Below are 15,876 nucleotides of genomic sequence, written 5' to 3' on the forward strand. Positions count from 1 at the left end.
TTGGCCGCTTCGAGAGGTACCATCATGAAGAAATCTCTTTTGCCCGGCTGCGTGCTTCTTGTCCTCGGGACCAGCGCGGCCTTTGCCCACATCACGCTCGAAACGCCGGAGGCGGCGGTGGGCTCGACCTACAAGGCGGTTCTTCGGGTGCCGCATGGCTGCGAGGGCAAGGCGACGACCGCGCTGCGCGTGCAGATCCCGGAAGGGGTGCTCTCGGTCAAACCGATGCCGAAGCCGGGTTGGACTCTGCAGGTCAAGAACGGCAAATACGAGAAGTCCTACCAGCTCTACGGCCAGGCAGTGACCAGCGGCGTCAAGGAGATCGACTGGAGCGCCGGCAGCCTGCCGGACGAGTTCTACGACGAATTCGTCTTTCGCGCGACGCTGGCGTCCGACCTGCCGGCAGGCCAGACGCTGCATTTCCCGGTGGTGCAGGAATGTGACGGGATTGCCGATCGCTGGATCGAAATTCCGGCGGCCGGGCAGGCTGAGGACGCGCTGGAATTTCCGGCGCCCGGCCTCAAGCTGCTGCCGAAGACGTGATCCTTACGCGGCGCGCCCTATCCGAAAGAGCGCGCCGCTGTCTTTGTGGCGGTGACATGAGCGCGGCATCCATCCTGCGAACGGCCTGCACAACCGGCCGGCTTGCCATCGGCCTGCTGGCTGCGATTGTGCTGCTTGCCACCATTGCCGCGCCAAACGCAGCCTTCGCCCACGCGGCGCTGATCAAGGCCGAGCCGGCTGACGGTGCGGTGCTGGCGCAGAGCCCGTCGCAGCTGTCGCTGACTTTCAGCGAGCCGGTTTCGCCGCTGGTGCTGACGCTGGTGCGGCCCGACGGCACGGCGGTCCCGCTGACCTCTTTCCGGCTCAGCGGCCAGACCGTCGAGATCGACAATCCGCAGGCGCTGAAATCGGGCACGCATGTGCTGAGCTGGCGGGTAATCTCCGCCGACGGGCATCCGGTCGGCGGCTCGGTGCTGTTCTCGGTCGGTGCACCGAGTGCTGCGCCGGCCGCCTCGGATGCCGTTGACCGGGGGCTTCGAACGGCGATCTGGATCGGCAAGGTTTTTCTATACATCGGCCTGTTTTTCGGGGTCGGCGGTGCCTTTGCGCAGGCCTGGCTGGCGCAAGGCGGCCGATCCGGCCGGAACATGATCGTCGCGGCCATCCTGTGCGGGCTGGCCGCCGCACTCTTGTCGCTCGGTTTCCAGGGGCTGGATGCACTCGGTGCGCCGCTCGCCCGGCTGGCGCAGCCGGTCATCTGGCAGACCGCGCTCGGCACCAGCTTCGGCTGGACGGTGCTGATCGCGCTGATGGCGTTCGGCCTTGGCCTGTTGTCGCTGGTCGTGCCGCCCGCCGACGCGAAGCCGCTGGCCTTGGCCGGATTGGTTGGCGTTGGCGCAGCACTTGCTGCCAGCGGGCATGCCAGTGCCGCCGAGCCGCAATGGCTGACCCGGCCGATGGTATTTCTGCACGCCACTGGTGTCGCGGTCTGGGCCGGGGCGCTGGCGCCGCTCGGTCTTGCCTTGAAACGGCAGCCGGACAAAGCCGGGCAGTTGCTGCGCCGGTTTTCGCGAGCGATCCTGTTCGTCGTGGCCGTGCTTGCGGCAGCCGGCATCGTGCTCGCCGTCATCCAGGTGCAAACGCCGTCGGCGCTGGTCCACACTGCCTATGGCCGGCTGCTGCTGATCAAGCTGGCGCTGCTTGTCTTTCTGTTCACGCTCGCTGCCGTCAACCGCTTCAAGCTTACGGTCCCCGCCGAGGCGGGAAAGACGGAAGTCCAGAGGCGACTGGCCCGCTCGATCGGCATCGAGCTGCTGATCGTGCTGGCGATCTTCGGCGTTGCCGCCGGTTGGCGCTTCACGCCGCCGCCGCGCGCGCTGGCGATCGCCGCCGCACAGCCGGCATCGGTGCATATCCACACGCTGCAGGCGATGGCCGATCTCAGCATTGTGCCCGGCCATACCGGGCCTGTTGCCGCTTCGATCTTCATCATGACCGGCGATTTCGGCCCGCTCGACGCCAAGCAGGTGACGCTGGTGCTGTCAAAGCCCGATTCCGGCATCGAACCCATCAAGCGCCCGGCGACGAGGCTTGGCGACGGCACCTGGCGCGTCGACGATCTCGTCATTCCGGTCGCCGGCCGGTGGACGGCGCGGCTCGATATCCTGGTCTCCGATTTCGAGATGGTGAAGATAGAGGCGCCGATCGACATCAGGCCGTGACGAGAGCGCTGGTCCACGCAACACAATTCGACGAGGCGGTTGACGCGGCCGAGAACCCCCGTCAATCATCGCCATCAAGAATGGGCGTCCAACCCAATCGCGGGCTCAACCAACAAGATCCGAAAGCAGGGAAGAAACGATGGAAAAAGCCGAAATAGGCCTGATCGGCCTTGGCACGATGGGCTCCAACCTGGCGCTCAACATCGCCGAGAAGGGGCACCGCATCGCCGTCTTCAACCGCACCGCGGCGCGCACCGATGCCTTTGTCGAAAATGCCGGCGCGCTCAGGGATAGGGTGGTGCCCTGCTACAGCCTCGAAGAACTGGCCGCCGCGATCCGGCCGCCGCGGCCGATCATCATCATGGTGCTGGCCGGCAAGCCGGTCGACGAGCAGATCGCGGCATTGCGCGGCGTGCTGTCGGCCAACGACATCGTCATCGACGCCGGCAATGCCAATTTCCGCGATACGATGCGGCGCTTCTCAGAGCTTACCGATTCGGGCCTGACCTTCATCGGCATGGGCGTGTCCGGCGGCGAGGAGGGCGCACGCCACGGTCCCTCGATCATGGTCGGCGGCACCGAAGAGTCCTGGAAGCGCGTCGAAAAGGTGCTGACCGCGATCTCGGCCAAGTTCAAGGGCGAGCCTTGCGCGGCGTGGCTTGGCACCGACGGCGCCGGCCATTTCGTCAAGACCATCCACAACGGCATCGAATATGCCGACATGCAGATGATCGCCGAGATCTACGGCATATTGCGCGACGGCCTGGGCATGGGGCCGAAAGAGATCGCCGAGGTGTTTTTGCAGTGGAACACGGGCCGGCTCAATTCGTACCTGATCGAGATCACCGCCAAGGTGCTCGCCGCCGACGATCCCAAGACCGGCAAACCGGTGGTCGACATCATCCTCGACCGCGCCGGCCAGAAAGGCACCGGCAAATGGTCGGTGATCGAGGCGCAGCAGCTAGGCATCCCGGCCACCGCGATCGAAGCGGCGGTGGCGGCACGCGTGCTGTCGTCGATCAAGGACGAGCGGCTGGCCGCCGAAAAGGTCTATGGCGCCGGCGTGAGCAAGATTTCCGGAGACAGGGACGCCCTGCTCGCCGATCTCGAACTGGCGCTGTTTGCCGGCAAGATCGCCGCCTACGCGCAAGGCTTCGCGGTGATGAGCGGCGCGTCGAAGGAATTCAACTGGAACCTGCCGATGCCGGTCATCGCCAAGATCTGGCGGGCCGGCTGCATCATCCGCTCGCAATTGCTGGATACGATGGCGGAGGCCTTCGGCGCCGGCGGCGCGGCCACCAACCTGTTGATGGCGCCGGCTTTCGTCTCGTTGATGCAGGAGGCACATCCGTCGCTTCGCCGTGTCGTGGCAAGGGCGGCCGAAGCCGGCTCGCCGGTGCCGGCCCTGTCATCCGCACTTGCTTATTTCGACAGTTACCGGCAGGGCCGCGGCACTTCGAACCTGATCCAGGCGCAGCGCGATTTCTTCGGCGCGCACGGCTTCGAGCGCATCGATGGGCAGGGCGCTTTCCATGGCCCGTGGGGAAGTGGGGCGGCTGGTTAGCGCCCGGTCTCGGCCGTAGAGATCGGCTTCGCAGTTTCTTGAAAGCGGACCTTGCTGGCGATCACGCTGGAGATCGTGGTTGCGCCATCAACGGACATTGATCGAGGGAACCCACGGGCATTTGCCCTCACAGCCAAAAGACGAGCCTATGTCCTGACGAGAGCAAGCCGGCGATCCAAAGCGATGCGCTCTTTAGTCGGGAAGGCCAGCCTTGCGGTAGCCTTCGACGAAGCGCTGGAGCACTTCCTCGTCGTCGAATGGCTGCGATGTCGCCCAGTGCCTGATGCTGAAATGGGGATTGCTCATCATGAAGAACTCCGCCTCCTGACGGGCTTCATCCAGGCGTCCGAGCTGCGCGAGGGCTGCCGCAAGCATGCGCCGCGACGTGGTGCGGTAGGTTTCCGGCTTGCGTAAAGCCTCGACCGCGGATTGATAGTCGCCGAGCGCATAATAGGCTTGGCCCGCCATCCAATGGTACCACCCCGGAGGGCGCGGATTGAGCCGCAACGCCCGCTTCACGAATTCGACGCCCTTGACCGCATCGCCCCTCAAGGTGATGAGATCCGAGCGCATCGCCCAGGCATCGGCATGATTGGGATCGAGCTTGAAAGTCGCCTCGAACTCTGCATCCGATTCCGCGAAACGCCGTTCGTGACCAAGTATGATGCCCAGCACCCACCGGTTCCCGGCATCGTTAGGGTCGAGCGCCACTGCCTGCTGCGCTTCCGCGAGCGAGCGAGGTTGGTTGGTTTCCTTCGGCTCGTTCCAGAACAGCCAGCCGAGCCAAAGATTGAGGGCCAGCAAGCTATGCGCTTCGGCATAGTCGGGATCGAGTCTGATCGCCTTCTCCAGCAGCATGCGCGCTTCCTGCGCGCCTAACCCGGTCTGAAAACTGACGCCGCGGGCTTGTACACAGAGGTCATAGGCTTCGAGACTCGTCGGCCGTTTGCGCGCCGGCTGTCCGGCCAATCGGCCGACCAGGGCTTCGACGATCTTGGCCGTGACCTCGTCCTGCACTGCAAAGATATCCTCGAGGCTGCTGTCGTAGCGCTCGGCCCAGATATGATCGCCGCCGATCGCGTCGATCAGCTGCGCATTGATGCGCACGCGCCCCGCGGCGCGCCGGGCGCTGCCTTCAACCACATAGCGCACCCCAAGATCACGCGCGGCCAAACGCACATCGACCGACCGCCCTTTGTAAGCAAAGGTCGAGTTGCGTGCGATGACGAAGAGGCCGGCGCAGCGAGATAGGTCGGTGATCAGGTCTTCGGTCAAGCCGTCGACAAAGGTTTCCTGCTCCGGATCGTTGCTCATGTTGGTGAAAGGCAAGACCGCGATCGAGGGCTTGTCGGGCAATTCCAGCGATGCCAGTCGCCCGACCTGAGCGGCTCTCGGAAGCTGCAGGTTGACGCGATAGCAGTATATCGGCTCGGCTATGTTCTTCACCCGCTGCTCGCCCATAGGCTCGAACGCAAACGCCAGCTTCTGCCTGACCTCCTTGGACACCTTCTCCGAAACGCAGATGCCACCGGGCTCGGCGAGTTGTTGGAGGCGCGACGCTACATTCACGCCCTCGCCATAGCGATCGTCCCCTTCGACGATCACTTCCCCAAGGTTGATTCCGATCCGGACTTCGAAGCGCTGGTCTTCGGCGACGCTCGCGTTACGTTCCGTCATGCCGCGCTGAAGCGTGACCGCGCATTCGACCGCATCCACCACGCTACCGAACTCCGCCAGCAGGCCGTCTCCCATAAGCTTGAAGATTCGCCCGTGTCGCGTCGCGATTTCCGGCTCGAACAACTCTTTGCGGCCCCGTTTCAGCCGGTCGAAGGTGCCCGCTTCATCCACCTCCATGAGCGCCGAGTAACCGACAACATCAATGGCAAGGATGGCAGCGAGCTTCCGCTCCATGTTGAGCCTCAGTTCAGATTCGCGACACGCCAGGCGCAGGTCAGAGGCAGGTAGGACCGGCGCCTCCGGCGTGCCCTCACCGGCCTCTATACCACAGATCACGCTTCTTGAGAGTATGACTCGCGCGACGCCTTGGCTCTCCTGCGCAGCGCCACTGACGAGCGAGTCCCATCTATCCCTACCGCTTGTTCGCGGCAGTTGCCTCTCAACCGGACCCGTGACCGCTTCGGGCCAGGTCACGACGATGCCCACGCCGACCTAAATGTCCGCAATTAAAGATCTGCGGCCCGGAGCTGCCAATCCGCTTTCGGCCCGAAGATTGACTGTCAGCAACGGGCCGCCAATTCGACCGTTCGCCTACGAACCCTTGCCACGTGAAGCCGACATCCCTGTTGAGGACGTTAGGCGTTCCGGAACTACGGCAAGAGATCCGTCACAGCGCGCCCACTTCCGTCCATTGCCATAGGGAAGCTGGCATGTTCGTGGATGATTTTCCAAGAACCGCCGATGCGCCTTAGCACGATGGTTCGCCGGCTCCAGGAGTCGACCTCTGTGCCATCCGTCTTAATGCCAGTCATGCGCGACAGCCCGAAGGCCACTGCAAGATCGCCGTCGATCATGAGCTGCGGGTCAGCCATGTGAACGGTGACGCCGTTGCGCCAAGTTGCAAACCAAGCATTTATCCCTTCGATGTCGCGTGCCTGTTCGCCTCTATAGGCGAGCGGCGGCGGCAGATCGAAAACCACGACATCCGGGTCCATGGCATCGACGTTGGCGCGGGCGTCCCCCTTGGCAGTTGCGTCTTCCTGGCCCCGGATGACAGACAAGACTTCCTTTTCAGACATATCGTTGCTCCTTCATTTTCTGGAACGACGAGGCCGGGGCGATCAATCCGACATCGACACTATTCGTAACAAATATGGCCGGTCCAAGCTGCTGTTGCATCGTGGTATTAAGAGTGATGAGCCCCTTAGTCCCGAAACGTGACTGCCGCGTGCTCCTACGGCCGCTCTTTGGTGATCTCGTCCCCATATCGGACGGACAGCATTCGGTCCCAAGGTTGCCGTCGGCAGCGCACATTTTCCAGCCAAGTGGAATCACTTGGCGTCGCAGAAATGCGGCTAAGGCAAATAGATGGAGCCCATTTCAATTTGAACATATCCCGCCCTAGTCGGGGCGGCGATAGGCCTGGACTTCGCCTGGCTCGCTCAGGCTCTGCAGGGTGCCAGGTGCGGCGCCTCCGATCCAGCCCAGCACCGAGCGGGCGAGTTCGGCGCCGGCCAGCCGGAAGTTCTCGTTGACGACCAGCAATTCGCTGCGAAACAGGTGCAGAAGCTCCGACGATTGTTTGGACACCACATCGACATCGCGGCCAAGCTTGAGGCCGGCGTCTTCGATGCCGGCGACGATGGCGAGCGTCGCGGCGGCGGCGCTGCTGATGAAACCGTCCGGCCTGACATCGCGGCGCATCAACTGCGCCGTCCGCATTCTGATCTGCTCGATCGAATGATCGATCGAAACGGTGTTGAACGGGATCTCGCTGGCGCCGACCTCGCTCAGCGCATCGGCAAAGCCGGCGAGCGTGTGGCCGTGATAGGTCAGCTCGACCGGCGGCGCCAACAGAGCCATCCGGCGGCGGCCGAGGCCGGCCAGATGGCGCACCGCCTCGGCTGCGAAAGCGTAATTGTCGAAATCGTGATAGGGATGGATCAGCCCCATGTCTGTGCGGCCATGCGTGGCAAAGGGGATGCCGCGCTCCAGCATATAGCGGGCTCTCGGATCGTTCGGCTGCGTGCGCGAAATGATGACGCCGTCGGCTGAACCGGTTTCCACGAGGTAACGGATCGGGTCGAGCGGATCCTGGGAGCGCGAATAGGGTGTCACGATCAAGTGATAGGGCGTGTCGGCGATGACTTCCGAAACGCCGTAGATGATGTCGGAGACAAAACTCATGATCTCGTGCTCGGTGTTGAGCACCAGGCTGATGACATTGGTCTTGCCGGTGCGCAGGCGGACGCCGGCACGGTTGGGGCGATAGCCGATCTGCTTGGCGACAAGCTGGACGCGCCGCCGGGTCTCGGCGCCGATCTCGGGGGCGTCCTTCAACGCACGCGACACGGTGGTGACGCCCAGCCCGGTCATGAAGGCGAGCGTCTTCAGCGTCGGCCGGCCCTGGCCCGACGCGTCGTCGGCCTTCTCTTTTTGATGCCTGTTCATTCGTCCCGCCCCGTCAGGCGCATAGCAGTTGCCGGACAGCCCGGCAATCGGCCGGCCGCGGGCACGCCGCGGCCTTCACCGAATGAGACCGCTATATACTGAAACGTTACAGATTGTCACGACCATTGCCACACCACTGGTGACAGATGCAGAACGAGCGGCGCTGCAATCGGCGCAAAACAGCGATTGGAACGGGATTTTCCGATTTTTCGGCGCCGCAGCATTCTATTTTGCAGTGCAACCTCTCTGGTTGCGATGCGGTAGGCCAGCGAGCCGCGCGATTTTATTCGCGCTTCGAAAAAACTTGATGCCACCTTCGCCTGAGGGGTTGCGCGCCTCAAGCAATTGCCGTATCGAAAATCTGTAACGTTTCAGATTCTGGGAGGAACGAAATGCGATACCAACTCATGACTGCTGCGCTGGCTGCGACGGTCGCGCTGCAATTCGCCGGCCCGGCGGCCGCGACGGATCTGGAAGTCACCCATTGGTGGACCTCCGGCGGCGAGGCGGCAGCGGTCGCAGAACTCGCCAAGGCTTTCGACGCAACCGGCAATCACTGGGTGGACGGCGCCATCGCCGGTTCCGGCGGCACGGCGCGGCCGATCATGATCAGCCGCATCACCGGCGGCGACCCGATGGGCGCGACCCAGTTCAATCACGGCCGGCAGGCGGAAGAATTGGTGCAGGCCGGGCTGATGCGCGACCTCACCGATCTCGCCACCAAGGAAAAGTGGACGGAAATCGTGCAGCCGAAGAGCCTGCTCGACGGCTGTACCCTCGACGGCAAGATCTATTGCGTGCCGGTCAATATCCACTCCTGGCAATGGCTGTGGCTGTCGAACGCCGCCTTCAAAAAGGCCGGCGTGCCCGTGCCGAAGAACTGGAATGAATACGTCGCTGCGGCGCCCGCGCTGGAAAAGGCAGGCATCCAGCCGCTCGCGGTCGGCGGCCAGCCCTGGCAGGCCTCCGGCGCTTTCGACGTGCTGCTTGCGGCGGTCGGCGGCACCGACGCCTTCCTCAAGGTCTACAAGGACAAGGACGCCGAATTCGCCGCCGGGCCCGAAGTCGCCAAGGTCTTCAAGGCCGCGGACGACGCCCGCAAGATGGCGAAGAACACCAATGTGCAGGACTGGAACCAGGCCACCAATCTGGTCATCACCGGCAAGGCGGGCGGCCAGATCATGGGTGACTGGGCGCAGGGCGAGTTCCAGGTTGCCGGCCAGACCGCCGGCAAGGACTATACTTGCCTTCCGGGCCTCGGTCTCAACGAGGTCATCGCCACCGGCGGCGACGCTTTCTACTTTCCGCTGCTGAAGGATCCCGAAAAATCGAAGGCACAGGAAGTGCTGGCCCACACGCTGCTCGATCCCAAGACGCAGGTCGCCTTCAATCTCAAGAAAGGTTCGCTGCCGGTGCGCGGCGACGTCGACCTCAAGGCGGCGAACGACTGCATGAAGAAGGGGCTCGAAATTCTCGCCAAGGGCAATGTCATGCCCTGGACCGACCAGCTGCTTTCGCAGGATACGCAGAAGCAGAAGGAGGATCTGTTCTCCGAGTTCTTCGCCAAGCAGGACATGACCGTGGAAGATGCGCAGAAGCGCTTCGCCGCCATCGTCGGTTCGGCCGATTGAGCGATCGACCAACCGCCTCACTCCCGCCCCTGCGAACGCAGGGTCGGGAGCTTGGGTCAAGGCCTCTTGACCCTCCGGCCCTTCCCCGATCCAGCGCGGCTGTGCAGATGAGCAAGAGCGAACGCCCGAGCCAACTCTTTCGCAACCTCAATGCGAAAGTCGCTTCGATCCCGATGATTTTCACCGCGCTGGTGATTTTTGTCGGCGGCACCCTCTGGACGGTGTTGTATTCCTTCACAAATTCCAAGCTGCTGCCGCGGCTGCACTTCGTCGGTCTCGACCAGTACTATCGGCTGTGGGCGACGCCGCGCTGGCTGATCTCGATCGAGAACCTGCTGATCTACGGCGTGCTGTCGCTGGTGTTCTCGCTTGTCATCGGCTTCCTGCTTGCTGCCTTGCTCGACCAGAAGATCCGGTTCGAGGACACGTTCCGGACCATTTTCCTCTATCCCTTCGCCCTGTCCTTCATCGTCACCGGTCTGGTCTGGCAGTGGCTGCTCAACCCCGAATTCGGTGTCCAGGCAGTGGTGCGCAGCCTCGGCTGGACGAGCTTCAGCTTCAATCCGCTCTATGATTCCAGCATCGTCATCTACGGCATATTGATCGCCGCTCTCTGGCAAGGCACCGGGCTCATCATGTGCCTGATGCTGGCCGGCCTGCGCGGCATCGACGAGGATATCTGGAAGGCCGCGCGGGTCGACGGGATACCGACCTGGAAGACCTATCTGTTCATCATCATACCGATGATGCGGCCGGTCTTCATCACCACGCTGGTCATCGTCGCCTCCAACATCGTTCGCGTCTACGACCTTGTCGTCGCCCAGACCAGCGGCGGGCCCGGCATCGCCTCCGAAGTCCCGGCCAAATATGTTTATGATTACATGTTCTTCGCCCAGAACCTCGGCCAAGGGTTCGCCGCCTCGACGATGATGCTGCTGTCGGTGATCATCGTCATCGTGCCGTGGGCCTATCTCGAGTTCGGAGGCAAGAAGCGTGTCTGACCATACCGTTTCATTGCCCGCCATTGCCGGCGCCGGCGGGCTCGAAGCCTACGGGCCGAGCGGGCCGAAGCCGCGCCACACATTCTCGCGCCGTAACATCTTCCTCTACGGCACGCTGATCGTGGTGGCGCTCTACTATCTTTTGCCGCTCTACGTGATGGTGGTGACATCGCTCAAAGGCATGCCCGAGATACGCCTCGGCAACATCTTCTCGCCGCCAATGGAGATCACCTTCGAGCCCTGGGTCAAGGCCTGGTCGAGCGCCTGCACCGGGCTCAACTGCGACGGGCTGTCGCGTGGCTTCTGGAATTCGGTGCGCATCACCATCCCGTCGGTGATCCTGTCGATCGCGCTCGCCTCGGTGAACGGTTATGCGCTTGCCAACTGGCGCTTCAAAGGCGCCGACACTTTCTTCATCATCCTGATCGTCGGCGCCTTCATCCCTTATCAGGTGATGATCTATCCGATCGTCATCATCCTGCGCGAAGTCGGCCTCTACGGCAGCCTCAGCGGCCTGGTGATCGTCCATTCCATCTTCGGCATGCCGATCCTCACGCTGTTGTTCCGCAACTACTTTACCTCCATGCCGGAGGAGCTGTTCCGGGCAGCGCGTGTCGACGGCGCCGGCTTCTGGGGCATTTATTTCCGCATCATGCTGCCGATGTCGCTGCCGATCTTCGTCGTCGCCATCATCCTGCAGGTGACCGGCATCTGGAACGACTTCCTGTTCGGCGTCGTCTACACCCGCCCCGACACCTATCCGATGACGGTGCAGCTCAACAACATCGTCAACTCGGTGCAAGGCGTGAAGGAATACAACGTCAACATGGCAGCCACCATCCTGACCGGCCTGGTGCCGCTGATCGTCTATTTCCTGTCCGGAAAATTGTTTGTGCGCGGCATCGCCGCCGGCGCGGTGAAAGGATGATGGCGATGAACGCAAACGGCAGCGTTGCGGCAAACGGCAGCAACGGGGCAAACGGCACCAGCGTCTCGATCCAGAACCTGTCGCTGAATTTCGGCGCGATATCAGTGCTGCAGACGCTCAACCTCGATGTCGCCGAAGGCGAGTTCATCGTGCTGCTCGGCCCGTCCGGCTGCGGCAAGTCGACCTTGCTCAACTGCATTGCCGGGCTGCTCGACGTTTCCGAAGGCCGCATCTTCATCAAGGGCAAGAACGTCACCTGGGAAGAGCCCAAGGATCGCGGCATCGGCATGGTGTTCCAGTCCTACGCGCTTTATCCGCAGATGACGGTGGAGAAGAACCTGTCGTTTGGGCTGCGCGTTGCCGGTCTCGCCAAGGACGAGATCGCCAAGCGCATCGCCCGGGCCGCCGAGATCCTGCAGATCGAACCGCTTTTGCATCGCAAGCCGGCGGCCCTGTCCGGCGGCCAGCGCCAGCGTGTGGCGATCGGGCGCGCACTTGTGCGTGACGTCGATGTCTTTCTGTTCGACGAACCGCTCTCCAACCTCGACGCCAAGCTGCGCGCAGAATTGCGCGTCGAAATCAAGCTGCTGCATCGCAAGCTTGAGAACACCATGATCTACGTCACCCACGACCAGATCGAGGCGATGACGCTGGCCGACCGTATCGCGGTGATGAAGGGCGGGGTCATCCAGCAGCTCGATGCGCCGCAGACCATCTATAACCGGCCGGTCAACCGGTTTGTCGCCGGCTTCCTCGGCTCGCCGGCAATGAACTTCCTCGACGGCAGACTTGACCAAGCGGCAGGCGACTGGCACTTCGTCGCCGAGGATGTGCGGATACCGCTGGCCACCTATGCTTTCGAGAAGGACCCGGTGCCAGGGCCGGCCGTGTTCGGCATCCGCCCCGAGCACGTGGCGTTCAACAGCGGCACGGGATGGCCGTTCGCAGCCACGGCAAATGTCGAGGTCGTCGAGCCCATGGGTTCCGACACGCTGGTCTGGCTGAAGCTCGCCGGCCAGAATTTCACGGTACGGGTGACAGCCGAGCGTACGCCAAACAACGCGGAGGCGGTCGGCATCGGTTTCGACCCGATGCGGGCCTCGCTGTTCGACGCCGCCACAGGTAACCGCCTCTAGAGCCTGATTTTAGCCTCCCAAGACTTTTCCATTTCCCCCCAAGACTAACCATCCCCAAGAAACGGACAGAGACGATGAACTGGTCATTCCAACTTTACAGCGCGCGTAATTTCCAGCCCTGGGAGGGCGTGCTCAAAATGCTGGGCGAGCTTGGTTACAGCCAAGTCGAAGGGTTCGGTGGCGTCTATGACGATCCCAAGGCGTTCCGTGCCGAGCTCGACAAGAACGGCCTTGCCATGCCGACCGGGCATTTCTCGATCGACGCGCTCGAGAAGGATTTCGACGGCGTGCGCAGGACGGCCGATGCGCTCGGCATCACGCTGCTCATCTGCCCCTTCCTGAACGCCGAGTTCAGGCCGGCCGACGCGGCCGGCTGGCGCGGCTTCGGCGAACGCCTGGCCAAGGTCGGCGAGACGGCCAGGAAAGCCGGCTATGGTTTTGCCTGGCACAATCATGATTTCGAATTCAAGGCGCTCGCCGACGGCTCGGTGCCGCAGGACCATATCCTGTCCTCCGCGCCCGACATCGGCTGGGAGATGGATGTCGCCTGGGTGGTGCGGGGCGGCGTCGATCCGCTGCCCTGGATCGAGAAGCACGGCAAGCGCATCGTAGCCGTCCACGTCAAGGACTTGGCCAAGCCGGGCGAGGGCCTCGACGAGGACGGCTGGTCCGACGTCGGCCACGGCACCATCGACTGGCCCGGCCTGATCAAGGCGCTGCGCGCCAAAAGCGCTGCGAAATACTACGTCATGGAACAAGACAATCCCAACGACATCGAGCGCTTCGCCCGCCGCTCCATCGCAGCCGCCAAGACCTATTAGGAGCACATCAGCATGGCAACAAAACTTGGCATCGGCGTGATTGGCTGCGGCAACATCTCGAAGGCGTATTTCTCGCTGGCGCCGCTGTTTCGCGGCATCGAGATGCGCGCCTGCGCCGACATCAACATGGAAGCGGCGAAAGCGCGGGCAAAGGAGTTCAAGCTGCGCGCCGAGACCGTTGAGGGGCTGCTCAAGGCCGACGATATCGACATCATCGTCAACCTGACCATTCCGGCGGTGCATTACGAGGTGTCGAAGCAGATCCTCGACGCCGGCAAGCACGTCTATTCGGAGAAGCCCTTCGTGCTGTCGGTCAAGGAAGGGCTCGACCTGAAGAAACGGGCGGAAAACAAGGGGCTGCGCATCGGCTCTGCCCCCGACACCTTCCTTGGCGGCGCGCACCAGCTTGTCCGCGACCTGATCGACACCGGCAGGCTCGGCAAGGTCACCAGCGGCACCTGTCATGTGATGAGCCATGGCATGGAGCATTGGCACCCCAATCCGGACTTCTTCTTCCAGCCGGGCGCCGGGCCGGTGCTCGATATCGGACCCTATTACATCACCAACCTGATCCAGCTGATCGGGCCGGTGAAGCGGGTCGCTGCCTTCGCTTCGATCCCGATGACGGAACGCATCATCAGCTCGAAGCCGCGCGCCGGCGAAAAGATACCGGTCTCCACGCCAACGACGATCCATGGCGTGCTGGAATTCGAGAACGGCGCCGTTGTGACGCTCAACACCAGCTGGGATGTCTGGAGCCACGGCCACGCTCCGATGGAGCTCTATGGCGAGGCGGGCACGGTGTTCGTGCCGGATCCGAACTTCTTCGGCGGCGAGGTGCGCTACACCGAAGCCGCCAAGCCGGTGAAGAAGCTGCCGAAATGGCCGCATCCGTTCGGCGTGCCCAACGAGATGCATTCGCAAGGCATGATGGCCAACTACCGCACCGCCGGTTTGGCCGACATGGCGATCGCGATCAGAGAAGGCCGGCCGCACCGCTGCTCGATGGAACTGGCGCTGCATGCCGTCGACGTCATGACCGGCCTGTTGCGTTCGGGCGAAACCGGAAAGTTCGTCGCCATGCAGACCAGCTGCGAGCGGCCCGCGGCACTCGGCGTCAAGGCGGCGAAGGAGCTGCTGGCGAAGAAGAAAACCAAGTAGGCGGCGCACCTCCCAAGCACCGCAAAAAGCCTCTCCCCGTTTGCGCGGGGAGAGGCTAAGGGTGGGCCGGCCTCGACTTGCCCGTCATCGCGGCGGCAGCTGTCGGCTCGTTTCGATATGAGGATTTCCCATGCCCTATGTTCCCGCCGAAAACCGCTACGAAAAGATGGTCTACAATCGCTGCGGGCGGTCCGGCCTGAAGCTGCCGGCGATCTCGCTTGGGCTGTGGCACAATTTCGGCGACGACACGCCGCATAGAACCAAGCAGGCGATCACGCGCAGGGCCTTCGATCTGGGCATCACGCATTTCGATCTCGCCAACAATTACGGCCCGCCGCCCGGCTCGGCGGAGCGGGCGTTCGGCGAGATCCTGCGGACGGACTTTGCCGGTTATCGCGACGAGCTGATCATCTCGACCAAGGCCGGCTACGAAATGTGGGCAGGACCTTATGGCGAATGGGGCGGCCGCAAGTATGTGCTGGCCAGCCTCGATCAGAGCCTGAAGCGGATGGGACTCGACTATGTCGACATCTTCTATTCGCACCGCTTCGACCCCGACACGCCGCTGGAAGAGACGATGGGCGCACTCGATCACGCGGTGCGCTCGGGCAAAGCGCTCTATGCCGGCATTTCCTCCTATAATTCGCAGCGCACCCGCGAGGCCGCCGACATTTTGAAGCAGCTCGGCACGCCTTGCGTGATCCATCAGCCGAGCTATTCGATGCTCAACCGCTGGGTCGAGGATGATGGCCTGCTCGATACGCTGGAGGGGCTTGGCGTCGGCTCGATCGTGTTCTCGCCGCTGGCGCAAGGCATGCTGACCGACAAATATCTCGGCGGCATCCCCGATGGCAGCCGCGCCAGCCAGGGCAAGTCGCTGCGCCCGGCATTCATCAACGACAAATCGATCGCCAATATCGAGGCGCTGAACGTCATCGCCCGCCGCCGCGGCCAGACGCTGGCGCAGATGGCGCTGGCCTGGGTGCTGCGCAGGGGCAGGGTCACATCGGCGCTGATCGGCGCCAGCCGGCCGGAACAGGTCGAGGATTGCGTCGGGGCGCTGAAGGCGCTCGACTTCAGCGATGCCGAGCTCGCCGAGATCGACACCTTTGCCCGCGAGTCCGACATCAACCTCTGGGCGGCATCGGCCGAGCGCAAGGGGCCGCCGAGGAAGTAGGCGACGACGGTATCCGGTGGCCGAAGGGCGACGGCTTCCGGGACGCTGAGCATGGAATGGCCGGGCAGCTGGATGGGTATTGCAAGAAGGTCGTTTCGCCCGAT

The 15,876-nt window shown here is 63.1% G+C and carries 13 protein-coding genes; 10 read left to right on the forward strand and 3 right to left on the reverse strand.

Going from position 1 to position 15,876, the window contains the following annotated elements; all coding sequences use genetic code 11:
• Positions 1-24: 24 nt before the first annotated feature.
• The 3 genes from NKI63_RS04370 to gnd all read left to right on the forward strand — a co-directional run bounded on the left by NKI63_RS04370 (position 25) and on the right by gnd (position 3,789).
• The gene (locus NKI63_RS04370; RefSeq protein WP_352506639.1) at positions 25-543 is read left to right on the forward strand and encodes a YcnI family copper-binding membrane protein; all 519 of its coding nucleotides are present in this window, start codon (positions 25-27) and stop codon (positions 541-543) included.
• Positions 544-599: 56 nt separating this feature from the next.
• Positions 600-2,225 (forward strand): copper resistance CopC/CopD family protein, encoded by a 1,626-nt coding sequence (locus tag NKI63_RS04375; protein WP_352506638.1) that lies wholly within the window; start codon positions 600-602, stop codon positions 2,223-2,225.
• 139 nt (positions 2,226-2,364) lie between these two features.
• Entirely contained in the window at positions 2,365-3,789 is a 1,425-nt protein-coding gene (gene gnd / locus NKI63_RS04380) for an NADP-dependent phosphogluconate dehydrogenase (RefSeq protein WP_352506637.1), read from the forward strand.
• Between the two features lie 192 nt (positions 3,790-3,981).
• Here the strand turns inward: gnd and NKI63_RS04385 are convergent, their stop codons facing one another.
• From NKI63_RS04385 to NKI63_RS04395, 3 genes are all read right to left on the reverse strand, one after another.
• Positions 3,982-5,700 carry an adenylate/guanylate cyclase domain-containing protein gene (locus NKI63_RS04385; protein ID WP_352691141.1) on the reverse strand — a complete coding sequence of 573 codons (1,719 nt, stop codon included), beginning with the start codon at positions 5,698-5,700 and terminating at the stop codon, positions 3,982-3,984.
• A 416-nt stretch (positions 5,701-6,116) separates the two neighbouring features.
• A complete protein-coding gene (locus tag NKI63_RS04390; protein ID WP_352476371.1) occupies positions 6,117-6,545 on the reverse strand; it encodes a YybH family protein in 429 nt (142 codons plus the stop codon).
• A 322-nt stretch (positions 6,546-6,867) separates the two neighbouring features.
• Positions 6,868-7,917 carry a LacI family transcriptional regulator gene (locus NKI63_RS04395; protein WP_352506636.1) on the reverse strand — a complete coding sequence of 350 codons (1,050 nt, stop codon included), beginning with the start codon at positions 7,915-7,917 and terminating at the stop codon, positions 6,868-6,870.
• A 392-nt stretch (positions 7,918-8,309) separates the two neighbouring features.
• Between NKI63_RS04395 and NKI63_RS04400 the strand changes: the two genes are divergently transcribed.
• From NKI63_RS04400 to mgrA, 7 genes are all read left to right on the forward strand, one after another.
• Positions 8,310-9,548, forward strand: coding sequence for an ABC transporter substrate-binding protein (locus NKI63_RS04400; protein ID WP_352506635.1), 1,239 nt, complete (start codon positions 8,310-8,312; stop codon positions 9,546-9,548).
• Between the two features lie 107 nt (positions 9,549-9,655).
• On the forward strand, positions 9,656-10,549 hold the full coding sequence (locus NKI63_RS04405) for a carbohydrate ABC transporter permease (protein WP_352476374.1): 894 nt from the start codon (positions 9,656-9,658) through the stop codon (positions 10,547-10,549).
• A complete protein-coding gene (locus NKI63_RS04410) occupies positions 10,542-11,477 on the forward strand; it encodes a carbohydrate ABC transporter permease (RefSeq protein ID WP_352476375.1) in 936 nt (311 codons plus the stop codon). The genes NKI63_RS04405 and NKI63_RS04410 overlap by 8 nt, the downstream gene beginning before the upstream one ends.
• Before the next feature lie 5 nt (positions 11,478-11,482).
• Complete coding sequence (locus NKI63_RS04415; protein ID WP_352506634.1) at positions 11,483-12,613, forward strand: ABC transporter ATP-binding protein; 1,131 nt, start codon at positions 11,483-11,485, stop codon at positions 12,611-12,613.
• A gap of 74 nt (positions 12,614-12,687) precedes the next feature.
• Positions 12,688-13,434, forward strand: coding sequence for a sugar phosphate isomerase/epimerase family protein (locus NKI63_RS04420; RefSeq protein WP_352506633.1), 747 nt, complete (start codon positions 12,688-12,690; stop codon positions 13,432-13,434).
• Positions 13,435-13,446: 12 nt separating this feature from the next.
• Complete coding sequence (locus NKI63_RS04425; RefSeq protein WP_352506632.1) at positions 13,447-14,595, forward strand: Gfo/Idh/MocA family protein; 1,149 nt, start codon at positions 13,447-13,449, stop codon at positions 14,593-14,595.
• 130 nt (positions 14,596-14,725) lie between these two features.
• Positions 14,726-15,772, forward strand: a complete 1,047-nt coding sequence (mgrA, locus tag NKI63_RS04430; RefSeq protein WP_352506631.1) for an L-glyceraldehyde 3-phosphate reductase — start codon at positions 14,726-14,728, stop codon at positions 15,770-15,772.
• The last annotated feature ends 104 nt before the right edge of the window (positions 15,773-15,876 follow it).

The sequence above is a fragment of the Mesorhizobium sp. M0410 genome, assembly GCF_040321435.1.
Classification (GTDB): Bacteria; Pseudomonadota; Alphaproteobacteria; order Rhizobiales; family Rhizobiaceae; genus Mesorhizobium.